This window comes from Pseudomonas sp. FBCC-B1565 (genome assembly GCF_059133265.1).
Window position 1 is genome coordinate 772,228 of record NZ_CP101438.1, and the last position, 15,722, is coordinate 787,949.

The following is a 15,722-nucleotide window of genomic DNA, read 5'->3' on the forward strand; positions in this document are numbered from 1 at the left end:
GTTGGGCCACTGCTGTGTGAGCCAGCTAAATCAAGGGGTTGGGCATTGTTGCAAGGCGTTGCTGTGGCAGGGTCGATACAGCCCGAGTGACAGTTTGTGCCATAAACGGTACAGCCTGTGACCGGCGGGTCGGCCCGGGATTGCATTGCCTGGATGGCTGGGGGATGCTGGGGGTTCTCACGCAGGGAGAATAATAAGAAATGCACAACGATCATTTCAGTCGCCATGCCCAGCAAGTGCTCACCGTGGCGCATGGCCGCGACCCGTCCAGCGATCCCTCCATCGCCCGCTCCTGGCTGCGCTGCCTGGAGGACTACCACCTCGACCCTGCGCAAACCATCGCCCCCACCGTGCTTGAACACGGCCGTTTGCTGGAAAGCCGCGAGCGGCTGCAACAGGTGCTGCACATCGCCGGCAGTGAGATGAACAGCCTGCACCAGCAGCTGTCCGGCGCCGGGCATGCGGTGCTGTTGACCGATGCGCGAGGCGTGATCCTCAACTGTGTCACCGCGCCATCAGAGCGCAAGATCTTCGAACGCGCCGGGCTGTGGCTCGGTGCCGATTGGAGTGAAGCGTGCGAAGGCACCAATGGCATCGGCACCTGCCTGGTGGAGCGCCAATCCCTGACCATTCATCGTGACGAACACTTCCGTGGCCGGCATACCGGGCTGACCTGTTCGGCGAGCCCGGTGTTCGATCCCCATGGCGATCTGCTGGCTGTGCTGGATGTGTCATCCGCACGGGAAGCGGTATCGCGTCAGAGCCAGTTCCACACTATGGCGCTGGTCAATCTGTCGGCGAAGATGATCGAGAGTTGTTACTTCCTGCGTCATTTCGAAAACCATTGGCTGCTGCGTTTTCATCTGCAGGCGGAGTCGGTGGGGTTGTTCAGCGAAGGGTTGCTGGCGTTTGATGGGGAAGGGCGCATCTGTGCGGTCAACCAGAGTGCGTTGAACTTGTTGGGGCAACGGCGTGACGGGTTGTTGGGGCAGCCAGTAGAGGCATTTTTCGATTGCTCCCTGGATCAATTGCTCGGCCGCGCCAGTGCGAATGCCACGGCCAGTTGGCCCTTGCGCACGCGGGATGGCCGGCATCTGTTCGCCGCTTTGCGTGGGCAAGCGCGCAGCGCGTCAGCCCCCATCGCCCAGCCTGAGCCTTCACGGCTGCCCAGCATTTGCCTGGGCGATTCGGCGATGCAAAATGATTTTCGCAAAGCGCTGCGGGTATTTGAGCGTGATGTGCCACTGCTCATCAATGGCGAGACCGGCTCCGGTAAAGAAGCCTTCGCCAAAGCTGTGCACCACGCCAGTCAGCGCGCCGGTAAAGCGTTTGTAGCGCTCAATTGCGCGGCCATTCCGGAAAGCCTGATTGAAAGCGAGTTATTCGGCTATCGTGGGGGCAGTTTCACCGGTGCCCTCAAGGATGGCATGCGCGGCAAGCTCCAACAGGCCGACGGTGGCACACTCTTCCTTGACGAAATCGGTGATATGCCACTGGCTTTGCAGACCCGTCTTTTAAGGGTACTGGAGGATCGCCTAGTGGTCCCCATCGGCGGCGAGCCTCAAGCCGTGGATGTCCGGATTATCAGCGCGACGCACCGAAACTTGTGTGAGCGCGTGCGGGCTGGCAGCTTCCGCGAAGACCTGTATTACCGACTTAACGGCCTGGAAATTGGCTTGCCGGCGTTACGTGAACGCAGCGACAAGTCGCAACTGCTGGACTTCCTGCTGAGGGAGGAGGCCGGTGAGCAATCGGTCAGTGTGGAGCCCGCAGCGCGCGAGGCATTGCTGGCCTTCGCCTGGCCGGGCAATGTCCGTCAGTTGCGCACGGTATTGCGCACACTGGTGGCACTCAGCGAAGACGGGTGGATAGGGTTGTTGGATCTGCCTGATATGGTGCAATACACCCCTGTTCAACACACCAACGAGTCACTCCTCGATAATGCCGAGCGCCAGACGTTGTTGGCGGCATTGGAGCAACAGCACTGGCATATGACGTGCACGGCGCAAGCGCTGGGAATAAGTCGTAATACTCTTTATAGGAAGTTGCGCAAATATAAAATTCAACGGCGTGCGGTGGTATCTAGTTAATGTGAGCGTGCTCTGAAGTTTTTATGGCGGTCTTTAGGCTCGGGTGGGGCGCTTTATCTAATAGGCAGTGTGGGTGCAGGCCGGAAGGAACTATTTTTTACCGGTGACCACGTAATGAACAGAAGCCATAAGGTTTCGCTATTGGGTTTAATGTCCGTTCATGATGAGGTGGCTATATGCCGACAATCAAACCACCCGCGGTTAACGTATCTAAACGTCTGCCGGGGCCGTCTAAAGTGGTTCCGCATTACGCGCCTTCAGGCAGTTATTATAATAAGGAAGGGCGGCTGGTCAATAAGCAAGGTCAGTTGCTCAATGACAAAGGGCAGGCGATTAATAAACAAGGCCATCTGATTAATTCGAATAACCAGCGGATCAATGAACATGGGCAACGGGTTAATAATAACGGTCAAGCGGTCGATAACAAGGGCCGCCTGGTCAATGAAAAGGGGCATTTGATCAATGCCCAAGGCAAGCTTGTCAATGAGAAAAATCAGCTCGTCGACCCCCAGGGCCGCTTGATCGATCACTCGGGTCGCTTGGTCAGCGCTGAGGGTCACTTGGTGGATAGGGATGGAAAGCGCGTCAATCGAGAAGGCTTTCTGATTGATCGCACTGGAAGGCTGCTCGATAAGAACGGCAAGGTAGCAAGGGATCAGTCCAGCGCCGTCAAGGGCAATAACGAGCCTCATGTGCAACTGCTTCCGCCCAAAATCAACCAAAAGATCCTCGATTGGAAGAACAAAGTCCCTGCGCCCGCTGCTACGCCTAAAATGACGATTGCGGAAGCCACGACCCGGATGATGAATGCCGAAAAAATGGTCAAGTCTGGTGTGATTCCATCGTCGCCATCTGTGGCGCATGTCGCGCGCGATGCGGCGATCAGTGCCGGGATAACAGGGATAGTGTCCGCGCCAATTAACATTGGGACATATGCCGGGTCTACCGCCGCTTCTGAACAAATCAAGGCGTCGTATCTGCCTCAACCTATGATTCCGCCGACGCCCAGCGGTAAGTCTGTGGTCGAGCGTCCAGAGGCGCCAGTGACCACTGACCTCAATAAGCTCTATTCGAGAATGAATGAGGCTCAGGTGCTTGCGTTCACGGTTGCCAATCAGTCGATGGTGCTCAAGTTTGGGGATACCGAAACGGGTTTTTTGCCGGATCAAAACTGGTCGAAAGACCCGCTGGAGCGCATGAGCCAACTTGAGAACCTGTTGGACTTCGCTGAACAACATACGAAGGACGTTGCCGATCAATATGAAGTTTTCTTCAAACCTTATCTGGCTGCTGAACCCGCTGCCTGTGGGGTTGACGGACTGGAAAGTCGCATGAATACACTCGAAGAACGAATAGCCAGGGTGAGTAAGGCACAGGCTGGTATCTTGCTGAAAATGGAAAAGCGCGCGAGTAAAGAATGAGCGGGTATGCGCAAAATATCGTTGTTGGCTTTTGCAGTGAATGTTGATTTTACAACGTCGAAAGGGAAGGTTGAGTAGACTGTTATTGGTAGTAAGCCTGGCGCTGAATGGAGTCTCTGTGACAGGCTTTTATGAAAGATTGCCCCGTCGCGCGCAATAGCTTTCGAGAGTGTCGCCATGATTTCCAACTATCTGGATTCATCACGTTCTATATCGCTTTATCCTCAAACCGATTCGCCGATAGATAACAAATTTAACGGTGCAACTCCTCCAGATAAATCCATAACTTTCCCCCCTCCTCACGATATCGACGCAGTGCCGAGTCTCCACAAACGGCTGATTATGGCGGGCTACTCACTAAAGAAGTCCCTTTGGCGGCTGACGCCCAAGCCAAATTACGCCAGGTAGTTGCCACTTGGAAAGCCGCTCAACCGAAAGCGAAAACTGATGAAGCCAGCGGTATGCCGAGCCTAATCGAATTCTTGCGGCTTACCCTTCCTGAACCTTTACGGTCTGGTAAGGGGGAACCTGAAAAATCCTTAAAGCCATTCTCGGTTCTCCAGAAGGCATGGCGTTGGCCAGGTTGCTCCAGGACAGCATCGACGCAGTATCCACGGCTACCAGCCTGCAGGAAGTACTGCTTAGCGCGCTATTGTTGGATGTGGATTCGGCAGGAGGCCTGGAGCGTAATAATCTGGCAGGGTACTCGTTGCGTCAGCCAGGTAATTGGGGCTTCAGCGCTGCGCAAATTGTCACGGGTTTTGAAGAGCGTCTGGCCACCCGGTTCGGCGAAGCCAATGCCAAAATCATCGCCTTTCAACTGTTGTCGGTGTCTGCCCCCGAGTTTCGGGTAAACGATCTGCCCTCGGCGCTGGTGTATGGTTCCCACCAATGGGCCTCCTTCAGTGCAGCGGTGGCTCGCCAAGAGGCGAGTCACCCGGGATCAACGCATGCGAAAACCTATGCGCAGATCATGGAACTCGATGAGAAAGCGCCTGTTTCGGAGCTTGATAAGCGTCAGCAACAACTCGCTCAGATGACGGCCGTTATCGACTGGGGCATTGCCAACGGCATTATTGTTGAAAAAAGCGATGATGCGTACACCCCCGAGGAAGTCGAAAGCGCATTGAAGGCCATGCAAGCACAGTATAAAACCTTGGCTGATTCCGTTGATGCGCTGTCCACGTCGATGCCAACCCGGCGAGAGTTGGCGCTCGTTGAGCTGCGGCGCGTGTATGGCGTCGAAAATGAAGCTTTTTTTGAGCAGAAGCTGCTGGCGAATGTTCCGCCGGGGTCGCCCGGCCGAAAAGCCTATTCGCTGCTGGATACTTACATGTCAGGTGATCTGGATAAGCACTTCTGGATATCCAGCCACCCTGACTTCAATACCGAGAAAGTGAATTTGGGTTTTCCGAAGTTGCCAAACATCAAACAGCAGTTTGATGAAAGCTTCGACAAATACATCCAAGGGCTCAAGGACGGTTTTGCCGCGCAGTTTAAGTATCAACTCTCATTGCTCCCGCTCGAAGATCGGCGGCTGATTGAATACGGCAAGGTCACGACATTCTCTCTCCAGACGCCCAGTGCCAATCAGGGCCCTGTCAGCGCCGATCATAAAATTCAAGCGTATATAGGCAGCGGCGCGGTACTTATCAGGGCTGAACGTGATGGGAAGGTTTGTCATTATCTGTATTCACCAGCGCAGGGCCGAATCATCAAGGATGCCGACCCTTCCAGGCCCGGCCTGCAGTTTCCAGGCTCTCGTTTGTACTTCTCCATGTCGCTGCCTGATTCGCCGGGCGGTAAAGCACCACCGGTCACTATCCTGTGGCAGGCAGTCGGTAGTACATCGCCGAAAAACGACCCGGTGGACTTTTCCGCCTATCGTATCTATACCTCCAAATCGTTGGAGGCCGGTATACCCGGAGAGCATCTCGCCCCGCCGACGACTTTTTTCTCGTCTAAAACCGATGAACTGTCAGTCGCTGTCGGTGCTTATTTCACGCGAGGTTTGGATGAGGCGAAAGCAACGGCCAATGGCAGCACAGAGCAAGAGCGGGAAAGCGCGCGCTCACAGGCCGTCAAGGCGTTCTTTTTAAGCCTGATTCCTTTCTACAGTGCGGTTGAAAGTTTTATTAAGGGCAGGCCCGCTGAAGGCTTTTTCAATTTAGTGCTGGATGTGTTTGGCTTTTTTATTCCGGGGTTAAAAGGCGGGGTCCAAGGCCTCTACAGGCCGTTGGGCGCTAATAGCGATGCGGTTCCCGTCGTTGCCGTGGAGCGCAACGGAAAATGGTATGCCTTCGACCCTGCGACCCAAACGCCATACGGTGCGCCATTGAAGGACTTTGTCCAGTCCTCTGCTTGCGCTTTTGTCGGTCAGGTCAAGCGCTGGGCAATGGAAGCGGTGACCGATGCTGGCATTGTGGCAGCTGTCATTTAGGTGCAAAAAGCTCTTCAAAACCACTATGAGCGTCCTGCTGCTCCTGACGGCGGTATTAACCCCGGCGACGTAGAAGTTGCAGACCTGGGCCCGGCAGTTGAACCCGTTGACCCTGCCCTTCGAGCTCGCGTCGACGCTGCAACGCAGGGCGCCAGTGAGTTGGGTAAGTTGTTTTTGCAATTGATGCCGGGTGTTGTGGTGGACATCCCGAAATGGTCCAGCGAACCGCTGCAGGCCGTCGATCAGTTGGAGGCTTTCGTGGAGTTGCTTGAGGAACTCACCATTGATCTTGCACAGGCTTATGAGGTTTTCTTCAAACCGTACAAACACGAAGACTCCGTGAGTCAAGGCAACGGGGACGTTGCGGATCGACTGAACACAATTGAGAAAAAATAGCTGCCATACGTGACGCGCTGACGTAGGTGTCGACACGGCATAGGCAAGCCGCCGCATAGCGTGGGCGGCTCACCTAAAGAGTGCGATTTCCCCGTCCCTGCGCTAACCTGCCTCGATGTTTTACGAGGTCGACTATGCACATTCATATTCTCGGTATTTGCGGCACATTCATGGGCTCGATGGCGGTTCTGGCCAAAGAACTGGGCCATCACGTCACCGGCTCCGACGCCAACGTCTATCCGCCCATGAGTACGCAACTCGAGGCCCAGGGTATCGAGCTGACCCAAGGCTACGACACGGCGCAATTCGACCCGGTCCCGGACCTCGTGGTGATCGGCAATGCCATGTCCCGTGGCAACCCGGCGGTCGAATACGTCCTTAATAAAGGTTTGCCTTATGTGTCTGGCCCGCAGTGGCTGGCCGACCATGTATTGCAAGGCCGTTGGGTATTGGCGGTCGCCGGCACCCACGGCAAGACCACCACCAGTAGCATGCTGGCCTGGGTGCTGGAGCACGCGGGCATGAGCCCGGGTTTCCTGATCGGCGGCGTGCCGCAGAACTTCTCGGTGTCGGCCCGCCTGGGCGACACGCCGTTCTTCGTGATCGAGGCGGATGAATACGACAGCGCCTTCTTCGACAAACGCTCCAAGTTCGTTCACTACCGCCCGCGCACCGCGATCTTGAACAACCTCGAGTTCGATCACGCCGACATCTTCCCTGACCTCGCGGCCATCGAGCGCCAGTTCCACCACTTGGTGCGGACCATTCCCAGCGAAGGCCTGGTGATCCACCCGACCACCGAGCCGGCCTTGCAGCGCGTGATCGAGATGGGTTGCTGGACCCCGGTGCAAACCACCGGCACGGGCGGGCAGTGGCAGGTCAAGTTACTCAGTGAAGACGGTTCGCGCTTTGAAGTGCTGTTCGAAGGTGAAGCCCAGGGCATCGTCGAGTGGGACATGACCGGCCAGCATAACGTTGCCAACGCTTTGGTGACCCTGGCGGCTGCGCGGCATGTAGGCGTGGTGCCGTCCATGGGCATTGCCGCATTGAGTGCGTTCAAGAGTGTGAAGCGGCGTATGGAAAAAGTCGCCGATGTGAATGGGATTACCATCTACGACGACTTTGCCCACCACCCCACGGCGATTGCCACCACCCTGGATGGGCTGCGCAAGCGCGTTGGCGATGCGCCGATCATCGCGATTGTCGAGCCGCGCTCCAACTCGATGAAGCTTGGCGCGCACCGCGACGGCCTGCCGGAAAGTGTCAATGACGCCGACCAGGTGGTCTGGTACGCACCGGCCAACCTCGGCTGGGACCTGCCGGCGATTGCGGCCCTGTGCACGGTGCCGTCCATCGTCTGCGACTCCATCGAAGGCATCATTGAACACGTCAAGCATCAAGCCAAGCCGGGCACCCATGTGGTGGTCATGAGCAACGGCGGCTTTGGCGGCCTGCATGGCAAGCTGGCCGAGGCGCTGAAATGAGCGGGCCGGAGCGCGTCACCCTGGCGATGACCGGCGCATCTGGCGCGCCCTATGGCTTGCGCCTGTTGGACTGTCTGGTACGTGAAGACCGCGAGGTGCACTTCCTGATCTCCAAGGCCGCGCAGTTGGTGATGGCCACCGAGACCGACGTGGCGCTGCCACCCAAGGTGCAGACCATGCAGGCGTTCCTCACCGAGTACACCGGTGCGGCGGCGGGGCAGATCAAGGTCTACGGCAAAGAGGACTGGATGTCGCCGGTGGCGTCCGGCTCCGGCGCGCCAGCGGCGATGGTGGTGGTGCCGTGTTCCACGGGCACCTTGTCGGCGATTGCCACGGGGGCCTGCAACAACCTGATCGAACGGGCGGCGGACGTGACCTTGAAAGAGCGCCGCCAGTTGATTCTGGTGCCCCGTGAGGCGCCTTACTCCAGTATTCACCTGGAACACATGCTCAAGTTGTCGAACATGGGCGTGACCATTCTGCCGGCCTCGCCGGGTTTCTATCACCAGCCGCAGACCATCGATGACCTGGTCGACTTTGTGGTGGCGCGCATTCTCAACCTGTTGAACATTCCCCAGGACATGCTGCCACGTTGGGGCGAGCACCATTTGAGCAGCGATGAATAAGGCGCTGTTGGTCCTGCTGGCACTGCAACTGACGGGCTGCGCCACCGCGCGTACGTTGGACGCGGCGCAACCGGGTGCGCCGGTGGTGTATGCCGGCACGCGGTTGGATTTGTATGCAATGAATGGCGGCTGCTGCGCCAAGGACAGGTTTGGTGCCGAGGCACCGAGTTATCCTGGGGTGGATCTGCCGGCGAGTGCGTTGCTCGATACTTTGTTGTTGCCGCTGTCGGTGTTGACGGTACTTGGCGTTGGCTTCAACGCTACGGGTGGTCTTTAAATGACAAGTGGCTGTGCTGGCCTCATCGCGGGCAAGCCCGGCTCCCACAGGGAACGCATTCCAAATGTGGGAGCTGGCTTGCCTGCGATGACGCCCTTCTGTTCACCACAAAACTACTTGCCTAGCTTGCGCAACTCGTCCGACTCCACCACCCGCACCCCATCCTGTTCTTCCAGCGCCAGGCGCCACATGGCGCGGGCCAGTTCGCACACCTCAATGCCGCGGTATTTGCCCGGAATCAAGCGCGACAACGGCCCGGCCAGTTGTTCCGCCAGGCGTGGCTCCAACCGTTCCCCCAGCAATAACGATGGTCGTACGATGGTCAGTTGCGGCCAGTCCTGGGCTTTAAGCGCTTCTTCCATTTCCCCTTTGACGCGGTTGTAGAAGATCGAGGATTTCGGGTCGGCGCCAATCGCGCTGATCACGATCAGGTGCCGTGCGCCCATTTCCCGCGCGCGCTTGGCGAAGGCCACGACCATGTCCAGGTCAACCGCGCGAAAGGCGGCTTCGGAACCGGCTTGTTTGATGGTGGTGCCCAGGCAGCAGAAGGCGATATCCACCCGGCCGCTCAGTTGCGGCAAGAACACCGCTGGGTCGCCCACCGGGTTTTCCAAATGCGGGTGTTCGGCCAGCGGCTTGCGGCTGGGTGCGAGCACGCGGGTCACGGTGGGTTCGTTGAGCAGGCGGTCGAGCAGGTGTTCGCCGGTAAGGCCGGTGGCTCCGGCGAGCAAGATATGCTGAGGCGTCAGGTACATGGTGTTTCCCCCTTGTTACACGTTACAGCTTAGTTGCCTTTGGCTTCCTTGCTATTCATTGAGACGCTTTCCAGCGCCTTTCGTGCCTGCTGTTTGCGTAATAATTGCCAATGGGCGATCACACCCTTGGGGGCCCAGATCTGCGGTTCGGAGGCTTCGAAGTTGTCCGCCTGTTCGCGTTCGGCCACATGCAGTTGCGCCAGCTTGAAGGCTTGCTGCAAGTCGTCGGTCTGGTTGAGGGCTTGGGCGAAGAGGGCGTCGCCGAAGTAGGTGAAGTCGGCTTCCTCGGAGCAGCCGAAAGACACGCGGTCGGCCCGGGAGGCGGTCATGATCAGCGTGTGCTCATCCTTCAGGGCCGGGATGAATCCGCCGGAGTAGCAGGCCGAAATCACCACGATCTTGTCGCGGTTCTTCAGCGGCGCCAGCACGGCCGCCAGCTCATCAGCTGGCAGGTCGGCCAGCTCCATGCGCGGTTGGTCCAGCACCAGTTCGTGTTCGTGGGTGCCGTGGCTGGTCATGTAGATGAACACCAGGTCTTCCGGGCCGGTGCGCTCGGCCAGGGTTTGCACGGCGCGACGCAAGCTTTCGCGGGTGGCCAGGGGGCGGTCGGTGATGTGATCGCGGTGGTTGACCAGGCGAATCTGCCCGCGTGCGCCGAAGCGGGTGGCGAGCATGTTGCTGACGTAATCGGCTTCGCGCAGGAACACGCTTTGTTTACCGTCGCCAGCCACAGCCAGGGTGTACAGCTCCACGGCGGGGGTGGAGGCGGGCACGGCGGCGAGGGCAGCATCCAGCAGGCGGCCTTGGGCCAGCACGCCGATTTCCAATGGGTCGGGCAGCAGTTTGCCGTCGGCATCACGTACACGCATGCCATTGACCCAGGTGCCGGCCTGCACGGTGCCATCGGTGAGCACCAGGGTGCCTTTGCCTTGATAGCTGTCGCTGTCGAAACCGCCGATATAGAAGCTACCGTCGGTGAGGTTCAGGCGGCCTTCGCCGGTAAAGCGCCAATCAGCGAACTGGCCGACGTAGTGGCTGCCATCCACACCTATCAACTCGCCCTTGCCGCTGAGCGCGCCTTCCTTGAACTGGCCGATCCACACATCGCCGTCGGCGTTCTCGTAGCGGCCCTTGCCGTTGAGTTGGTTCTGCTTGAACTGGCCGACATAGATGTCGCCATCGGCGCTGTTGAAGGTGCCGTTGCCTTCCAATTGGCCATCGACGAAATGGCCGCTGAACTGGTTGCCGCTGTCGTCGTTGCGCTGGCCTTCGCCATTCGGTTTGCCGTGGGCGAACTGGCCCTGGTACTGGCTGCCGTCCGCCAGCTCCAGGCGACCGAGGCCGGAATACTGGTCGTTCTTGAATTCGCCGCGGTAGGTCATCTGCCCCTCTTTGAGGGTGCCTTCGCCGTTGCGTCGACCATTCTTGAAGCCGCCCACATAGTGGCTGCCCGCCGTGGTCAGGCTGCCCTGGCCATCGAACAGGCCTTGCTGGAACTGGCCTTTATAGACTTCGCCGTTGCTGCCATGCCATTCGCCCTGGCCGTGCCACTGGCCCTTGTCGAACTGGCCGGCGTACCAACTGCCATTGGGGTAGTCCACGCGGCCCTGGCCCTGCAGCAAGCCATCGACCACATCACCCCGGTAGCGGCCGCCATCGGGCAGGCGCGCATCGGGCGGCAACAGCGATTCGCCGTCTCCGCAAGCGGTGAGCAACAGGGCAAGGGCGAGGGGAGCGAGTGGGCGCATAGCGGGATCCGGATAATTGAGCGCCGAGTATGCCGCAGCTGCGAGTTTCATACATAAATTTACATACCCTGTGGTGAGGTTTATTTCCCCACCACAGGCACGGCCTTATACGAAGCAGAGTGACAACGACTCGGCAATGTAAGCCGGTTTTTCCTGGCCTTCGATTTCCAGGGTGGCGGTGGCCTTGAACAGCCACTGGCCTGGCTTCTTCTCGGTGACATCGGTCAGGGTCACGTTCAGGCGCACCTTGGAATTGACCTTCACCGGCTGGATGAAGCGCACGCTGTCGAGGCCATAGTTGACCGCCATCTTCAGGCCTTCGGGCATGATCAGAATGTCTTCCATCAGCTTGGGCATCAGCGACAGCGACAGGAAACCGTGGGCGATGGTGCTGCCGAACGGGGTTTGCGCGGCCTTGACCGGGTCGACGTGGATGAACTGATGATCGCCCGTTGCCTCGGCGAACAGGTTGATGCGTGCCTGGTCGATAGTGAGCCATTCGGAACGTCCCAGTTCCTTGCCGACATAGTCTTTGAGCTGCGCTACGGGTACATAGGGCATTGCGTCTCTCCTTGGTTCATCATTTTTGCCGCCCTGCAGGGCGTGTTTTTTATGGGTTACAGAGAACCAATGTAGATCATCATGGCCAATCGGCCCGGTCAACCCACCATGCTTTTGGCGAATGCCGATGCATAGGGCGGGCATGCTTATAATGCGGGCGAGTTTCGAGGGGGAAGAACGGATGCTGTTACGGGGCCTGACCTGGCTGGTGCTGTTTCAATTGATCGGCACCGCGATCAATCATTTGCTGGTGCCGGTGCTGCCGGGGCCGATCATCGGGCTGCTGCTGATGCTGGGTTTTCTGGTCTGGCGCGGCGAGGTCGGCGAGCCATTGAGCCTGGCCGCCAGCAGCCTGTTGCGTTACCTGCCGTTGCTGCTGGTGCCGCCGGCGGTGGGCGTGATGGTGTACGCCAAGGACATCGCTGCGGACTTCTGGGCCATCGTCGGCGCGCTGGTGTTATCGCTGGTGATTGCCATGGGCTTTGTCGGCGTACTGATGCAGCAGATGGTCAAGCGCAAGGAGAAGGACCAATGACCGTCGACTGGCAGGGCGCCTGGATGGCGGTGATCCATCACCGGTTGTTCGGCATTGGCATCACCCTGGGTGCCTATCAACTGGTACTGGCCGGTTTCGAGAAAACCCGCTGGATTTTCCTGCAACCGGTGCTGGTTTCCATGCTGCTGGTGATCGGCGTGCTGATCAGCTGTGGCCTGAGCTACGCCGAGTACCGCAAGAGCACCGAGATCATGGGCATCCTGTTGGGCCCGGCGACGGTGGCCCTGGCGGTGCCGCTCTATTTGAACCTGCGGCGTATTCGCCAATTGTTCTGGCCGATTTTTACTACGCTGGTGATAGGCGGGGTGTTGGCCACCGGCCTGTGTGTACTGTTGGGCTGGTGGTTTGGCGCCGAACATAGGATGTTGATGACCATGGCGCCCAAGTCGGTGACCTCACCGATCGCCATGCTGGTGGCCGAGCAGATTGGCGGTGTGGCGGCATTGGCGGCGGTGTTTGTACTGATCACCGGGGTGATCGGCGCGATGATCGGCCCGGCGTACCTGTCGCGCCTGGGCGTGCACAGCCCTGAGGCGCGAGGCATGGCCCTGGGCATGACCGCCCACGCGGTCGGCACCTCGGTGGCGTTGCAGGAAAGCGAAGAGTGCGGCGCCTTTGCGGCGCTGGCCATGAGTCTGATGGGCGTGGCCACGGCAGTGTTCCTGCCGCTGGCTGTGTCGGTGATCGTTTAAACCAGGGTTAAGGAAACCTTTATGAGTCTGGCGCTGTTCCCGCTCAATACCGTGCTGTTCCCAGGCTGCACCCTCGACCTGCAACTGTTCGAGGCGCGCTATCTGGATATGGTCGCCCGCTGCATGAAAAAGGGCGAAAGCTTCGGCGTGGTGTGCATCCTCGACGGCAAGGAAGTGGGCCTGGCACCGGATGGTTACGCGTTGATTGGGTGCGAGGCACTGATCCGCGACTTCAAGCAGCAGGACAATGGCCTGCTGGGGATTCGTGTCGAAGGTGGTCGCCGGTTCCGGGTGCGCGACGCCGGCGTGCAGAAAGACCAACTGCTGGTGGCCGATGTGCAGTGGCTCGAAGAACTGCCGGACCAACCGCTGGAAGAAGAGGACGCCGACCTGCTGGCATTGCTCCAGGCGTTGGCCGAGCACCCGATGGTGGCCTCGCTGGACATGGACGCCCACGCCGACGGTCAGCAAGCCTTGGGCAATCAGCTGGCGTATCTGCTGCCCTTCACCGAGGCCGACAAGATCGATCTGTTGCAACTCGATGACCCGCAGCAGCGCCTGGATGCGATCCAGATGCTGCTCGATGAGTTGCAGGGCGAGCTGTTCACTTAATAGGCGTAACGCAGCAGCGCGTGGGGCGTGCCGGTGAGGGCGATGAAGCTGAGCACCGCCACCAATGCTGGCAGCAACAGCCACCAGGCTTTTTGCGGCATCGCCGGTAGCGGGCTGCGGTACTGGCTGACCCCCAGGCTGAACGCACATACCGTCATCGCCAGCAGCGTGCCGGCCAGGATGTCCGAGGGCCAATGCGCGCCGAGGTAGACCCGCGACAACGCAATGAACGCGGCGGGAATGCAGCCCAGCAACATCCAGGTCAGGCGTAGCCGGATGGGTTGCCCGCGCCCGGCCAGGACCGCCAGGGCCAGGAAAAACGCAAACGCGCCGGATGCATGGCCGCTGGGCATGCTGAAACTGGTCAGTGGGTCTGTGAGGATTTCCGGGCGGCCACGGGCGAAAAACAGCTTGGTCCCGGTGTTGATCACTGCCGCACCGGCGAGGGTCGCGCCGACAAACAGCGCATGGCGCCATTGTCGAGCCACTAGCAGCAAGCCGGTAAACACGGCGCTGGCGACGAACATCTTCTTGAACTCGCCCAGTTGGGTGATGCGCACCATCACTTCGTCCAGCCAGGCGCTGCGGTGTTCCTGCACCAGGGCGCTCAGGCCCTGGTCAAAGTCATTGAGGTGGGGGTAGCCGATAAACAAGGCGATCAACATCGTCAGGCTGGCGCAACCGATCCATAGGGTGGCACGCCGATGGCCGCGCAGGCTGCTGTTCAAGCTCAGGCCCACCACCACCGCGATACAGGCGGCTACCACCCCCGCTTCAGGCCAGAAACCCTCCGGCAATGGCAGGCGGAACGCGGCGCCGGTTGCCCAGCCTGGCAGCAGATACGCCACCGACCAGCCCGCCGCCGCCACGATGCTGACCATCGCAAAACGCGGGAAGGGCATGTCGCACATGCCTGCCACCATTGGCAGCATGGGCCGCAGCGGGCCGATGAAGCGCCCGACCAGCAGGCTGGCAATGCCGTACTTGTGGAAGTAGGTTTCGGCGCCGTTCATCCATTCAGGGTGATGACGCAAGCCAGGCAAGCGCCGGATGTTCTGGTGGAAATGTCGCCCCAGGTAGTAGGAAACCCCGTCGCCCAGCAAGCCGCCGAGGAAACCCAACAACAGGGTTTCGCTAAGGGACAGCGCGCCGCTGCCGGCGAGGGCGGCAATGGCAAACAACAATACTGCGCCCGGCACGATCAGCCCGGCGATAGCCAGGCACTCCACGCAGGCGACGATAAACACCGCGACCGCCAGCCATTCGGGGTTCAGGGTCAACCAGCCGGTAATGCTATCGAGCCATTGGCCCATACAATCCACTCCCTGCTCAAATCAAAAAATAATCGCGGCCTTCGACCTGGCCCCGGCGCAGCGGGTTCCGCGTGCAATAAGGTGCGTAGCCAGCATCGACGAAGCGGTACATCAGGTATTCATCGCGGCCGCTGGGGATTCCCAGGCGGGTGGTCTGGATGATCTGGGCCGGGGTCTGCCCCACATCCTCCACGTAGAGCCGTTCCTGATCGAAGCGCTTGGCATCCCATGCCGGCACTTTCAACCCCAGGGCCTTACACAGCAGGGTCTGGCCGGCGCACAGCTTTTGCGAGGTGCGGGGGCTGCCGTCGGGGTTCGGGTTATTCAACAACATCTGCGCCAGGCTCGCCGGGCCGGATAATTCATCGACCCATGGATAGGCCGATTTGATCAACACGGCATTGCCTGGACCATGGGCGCTGAAGTTCAGCGAATCGCCACCGCGGGCGTAGTACATATAGATATGCCCGCCATCTAGAAACAAAGCCTTACGCTTTTCTGTGTAGCCCAATGAAGCGTGACTGCCTTTTTCCGCCACGTAATAGGCTTCGGTTTCGATAATTCGCGCCGAAAGCCAGGTTTCGCCGACGCGATGGCGGATGACTTTCCCGAGCAATTCCCGCGCAAGTATTTGCGCGTCACGGTCGAAGAAGCAGTCGGGCAGGGCGCTGGCGGGGAGTCGGGGTGATGAACTGGGCATGGCGGTCAGGGTAAATACGGCTAAATGTGACGGAATCATAACAACTCTCGC

The 15,722-nt window shown here is 59.3% G+C and carries 15 protein-coding genes; 10 read left to right on the plus strand and 5 right to left on the minus strand.

Translation table 11 applies throughout. The features are described from left to right. Positions 1 to 200: 200 nt before the first annotated feature. The 7 genes from NL123_RS03665 (at position 201) to NL123_RS03695 (ending at position 8,734) form a co-directional block, all read left to right on the plus strand. The gene (locus tag NL123_RS03665; RefSeq protein WP_494357232.1) at positions 201 to 2,090 is read left to right on the plus strand and encodes a sigma-54-dependent Fis family transcriptional regulator; all 1,890 of its coding nucleotides are present in this window, start codon (positions 201 to 203) and stop codon (positions 2,088 to 2,090) included. 176 nt (positions 2,091 to 2,266) lie between these two features. Then, complete coding sequence (locus tag NL123_RS03670) at positions 2,267 to 3,511, plus strand: hypothetical protein (protein ID WP_494357233.1); 1,245 nt, start codon at positions 2,267 to 2,269, stop codon at positions 3,509 to 3,511. 574 nt (positions 3,512 to 4,085) lie between these two features. Beyond that, complete coding sequence (locus tag NL123_RS03675; RefSeq protein ID WP_494357234.1) at positions 4,086 to 5,951, plus strand: hypothetical protein; 1,866 nt, start codon at positions 4,086 to 4,088, stop codon at positions 5,949 to 5,951. Then, complete coding sequence (locus tag NL123_RS03680) at positions 5,952 to 6,347, plus strand: hypothetical protein (RefSeq protein WP_248484845.1); 396 nt, start codon at positions 5,952 to 5,954, stop codon at positions 6,345 to 6,347. 134 nt (positions 6,348 to 6,481) lie between these two features. Next, entirely contained in the window at positions 6,482 to 7,831 is a 1,350-nt protein-coding gene (mpl, locus tag NL123_RS03685; RefSeq protein ID WP_494357235.1) for a UDP-N-acetylmuramate:L-alanyl-gamma-D-glutamyl-meso-diaminopimelate ligase, read from the plus strand. Continuing rightward, positions 7,828 to 8,457, plus strand: a complete 630-nt coding sequence (gene ubiX, locus NL123_RS03690) for a flavin prenyltransferase UbiX (protein ID WP_028618086.1) — start codon at positions 7,828 to 7,830, stop codon at positions 8,455 to 8,457. The genes mpl and ubiX overlap by 4 nt, the downstream gene beginning before the upstream one ends. Next, positions 8,450 to 8,734, plus strand: coding sequence for a YceK/YidQ family lipoprotein (locus NL123_RS03695; RefSeq protein ID WP_071489882.1), 285 nt, complete (start codon positions 8,450 to 8,452; stop codon positions 8,732 to 8,734). Before ubiX ends, NL123_RS03695 begins: the two co-directional genes overlap by 8 nt. 113 nt (positions 8,735 to 8,847) lie before the next feature. Here the strand turns inward: NL123_RS03695 and NL123_RS03700 are convergent, their stop codons facing one another. The 3 genes from NL123_RS03700 to NL123_RS03710 all read right to left on the minus strand — a co-directional run bounded on the left by NL123_RS03700 (position 8,848) and on the right by NL123_RS03710 (position 11,798). After that, a complete protein-coding gene (locus tag NL123_RS03700; protein WP_494357236.1) occupies positions 8,848 to 9,489 on the minus strand; it encodes an oxidoreductase in 642 nt (213 codons plus the stop codon). Between the two features lie 29 nt (positions 9,490 to 9,518). Next, the gene (locus NL123_RS03705) at positions 9,519 to 11,237 is read right to left on the minus strand and encodes a C13 family peptidase (protein ID WP_248484839.1); all 1,719 of its coding nucleotides are present in this window, start codon (positions 11,235 to 11,237) and stop codon (positions 9,519 to 9,521) included. 105 nt (positions 11,238 to 11,342) lie between these two features. After that, positions 11,343 to 11,798, minus strand: coding sequence for a MaoC family dehydratase (locus NL123_RS03710; RefSeq protein ID WP_003194496.1), 456 nt, complete (start codon positions 11,796 to 11,798; stop codon positions 11,343 to 11,345). Positions 11,799 to 11,979: 181 nt separating this feature from the next. On the opposite strand from NL123_RS03710, the gene NL123_RS03715 reads away from it, so the two are divergent. The 3 genes from NL123_RS03715 to NL123_RS03725 are packed head-to-tail and all read left to right on the plus strand — an operon-like array spanning position 11,980 to position 13,658. After that, complete coding sequence (locus tag NL123_RS03715; RefSeq protein ID WP_058427780.1) at positions 11,980 to 12,333, plus strand: CidA/LrgA family protein; 354 nt, start codon at positions 11,980 to 11,982, stop codon at positions 12,331 to 12,333. Beyond that, entirely contained in the window at positions 12,330 to 13,046 is a 717-nt protein-coding gene (locus tag NL123_RS03720) for an LrgB family protein (RefSeq protein WP_494357237.1), read from the plus strand. Before NL123_RS03715 ends, NL123_RS03720 begins: the two co-directional genes overlap by 4 nt. Positions 13,047 to 13,067: 21 nt before the next feature. Continuing rightward, positions 13,068 to 13,658 (plus strand): LON peptidase substrate-binding domain-containing protein, encoded by a 591-nt coding sequence (locus NL123_RS03725; RefSeq protein ID WP_058427778.1) that lies wholly within the window; start codon positions 13,068 to 13,070, stop codon positions 13,656 to 13,658. Here the strand turns inward: NL123_RS03725 and NL123_RS03730 are convergent. Both NL123_RS03730 and NL123_RS03735 read right to left on the minus strand, forming a co-directional pair. Continuing rightward, positions 13,655 to 14,971, minus strand: coding sequence for a bifunctional DedA family/phosphatase PAP2 family protein (locus NL123_RS03730; protein ID WP_494357238.1), 1,317 nt, complete (start codon positions 14,969 to 14,971; stop codon positions 13,655 to 13,657). The two genes, NL123_RS03725 and NL123_RS03730, sit on opposite strands and share 4 nt — an antisense overlap. A 16-nt stretch (positions 14,972 to 14,987) precedes the next feature. Next, positions 14,988 to 15,671: a DNA-3-methyladenine glycosylase gene (locus NL123_RS03735; protein ID WP_494358280.1), complete on the minus strand. Its 684-nt coding sequence runs from the start codon at positions 15,669 to 15,671 to the stop codon at positions 14,988 to 14,990. Positions 15,672 to 15,722 lie beyond the last annotated feature (51 nt).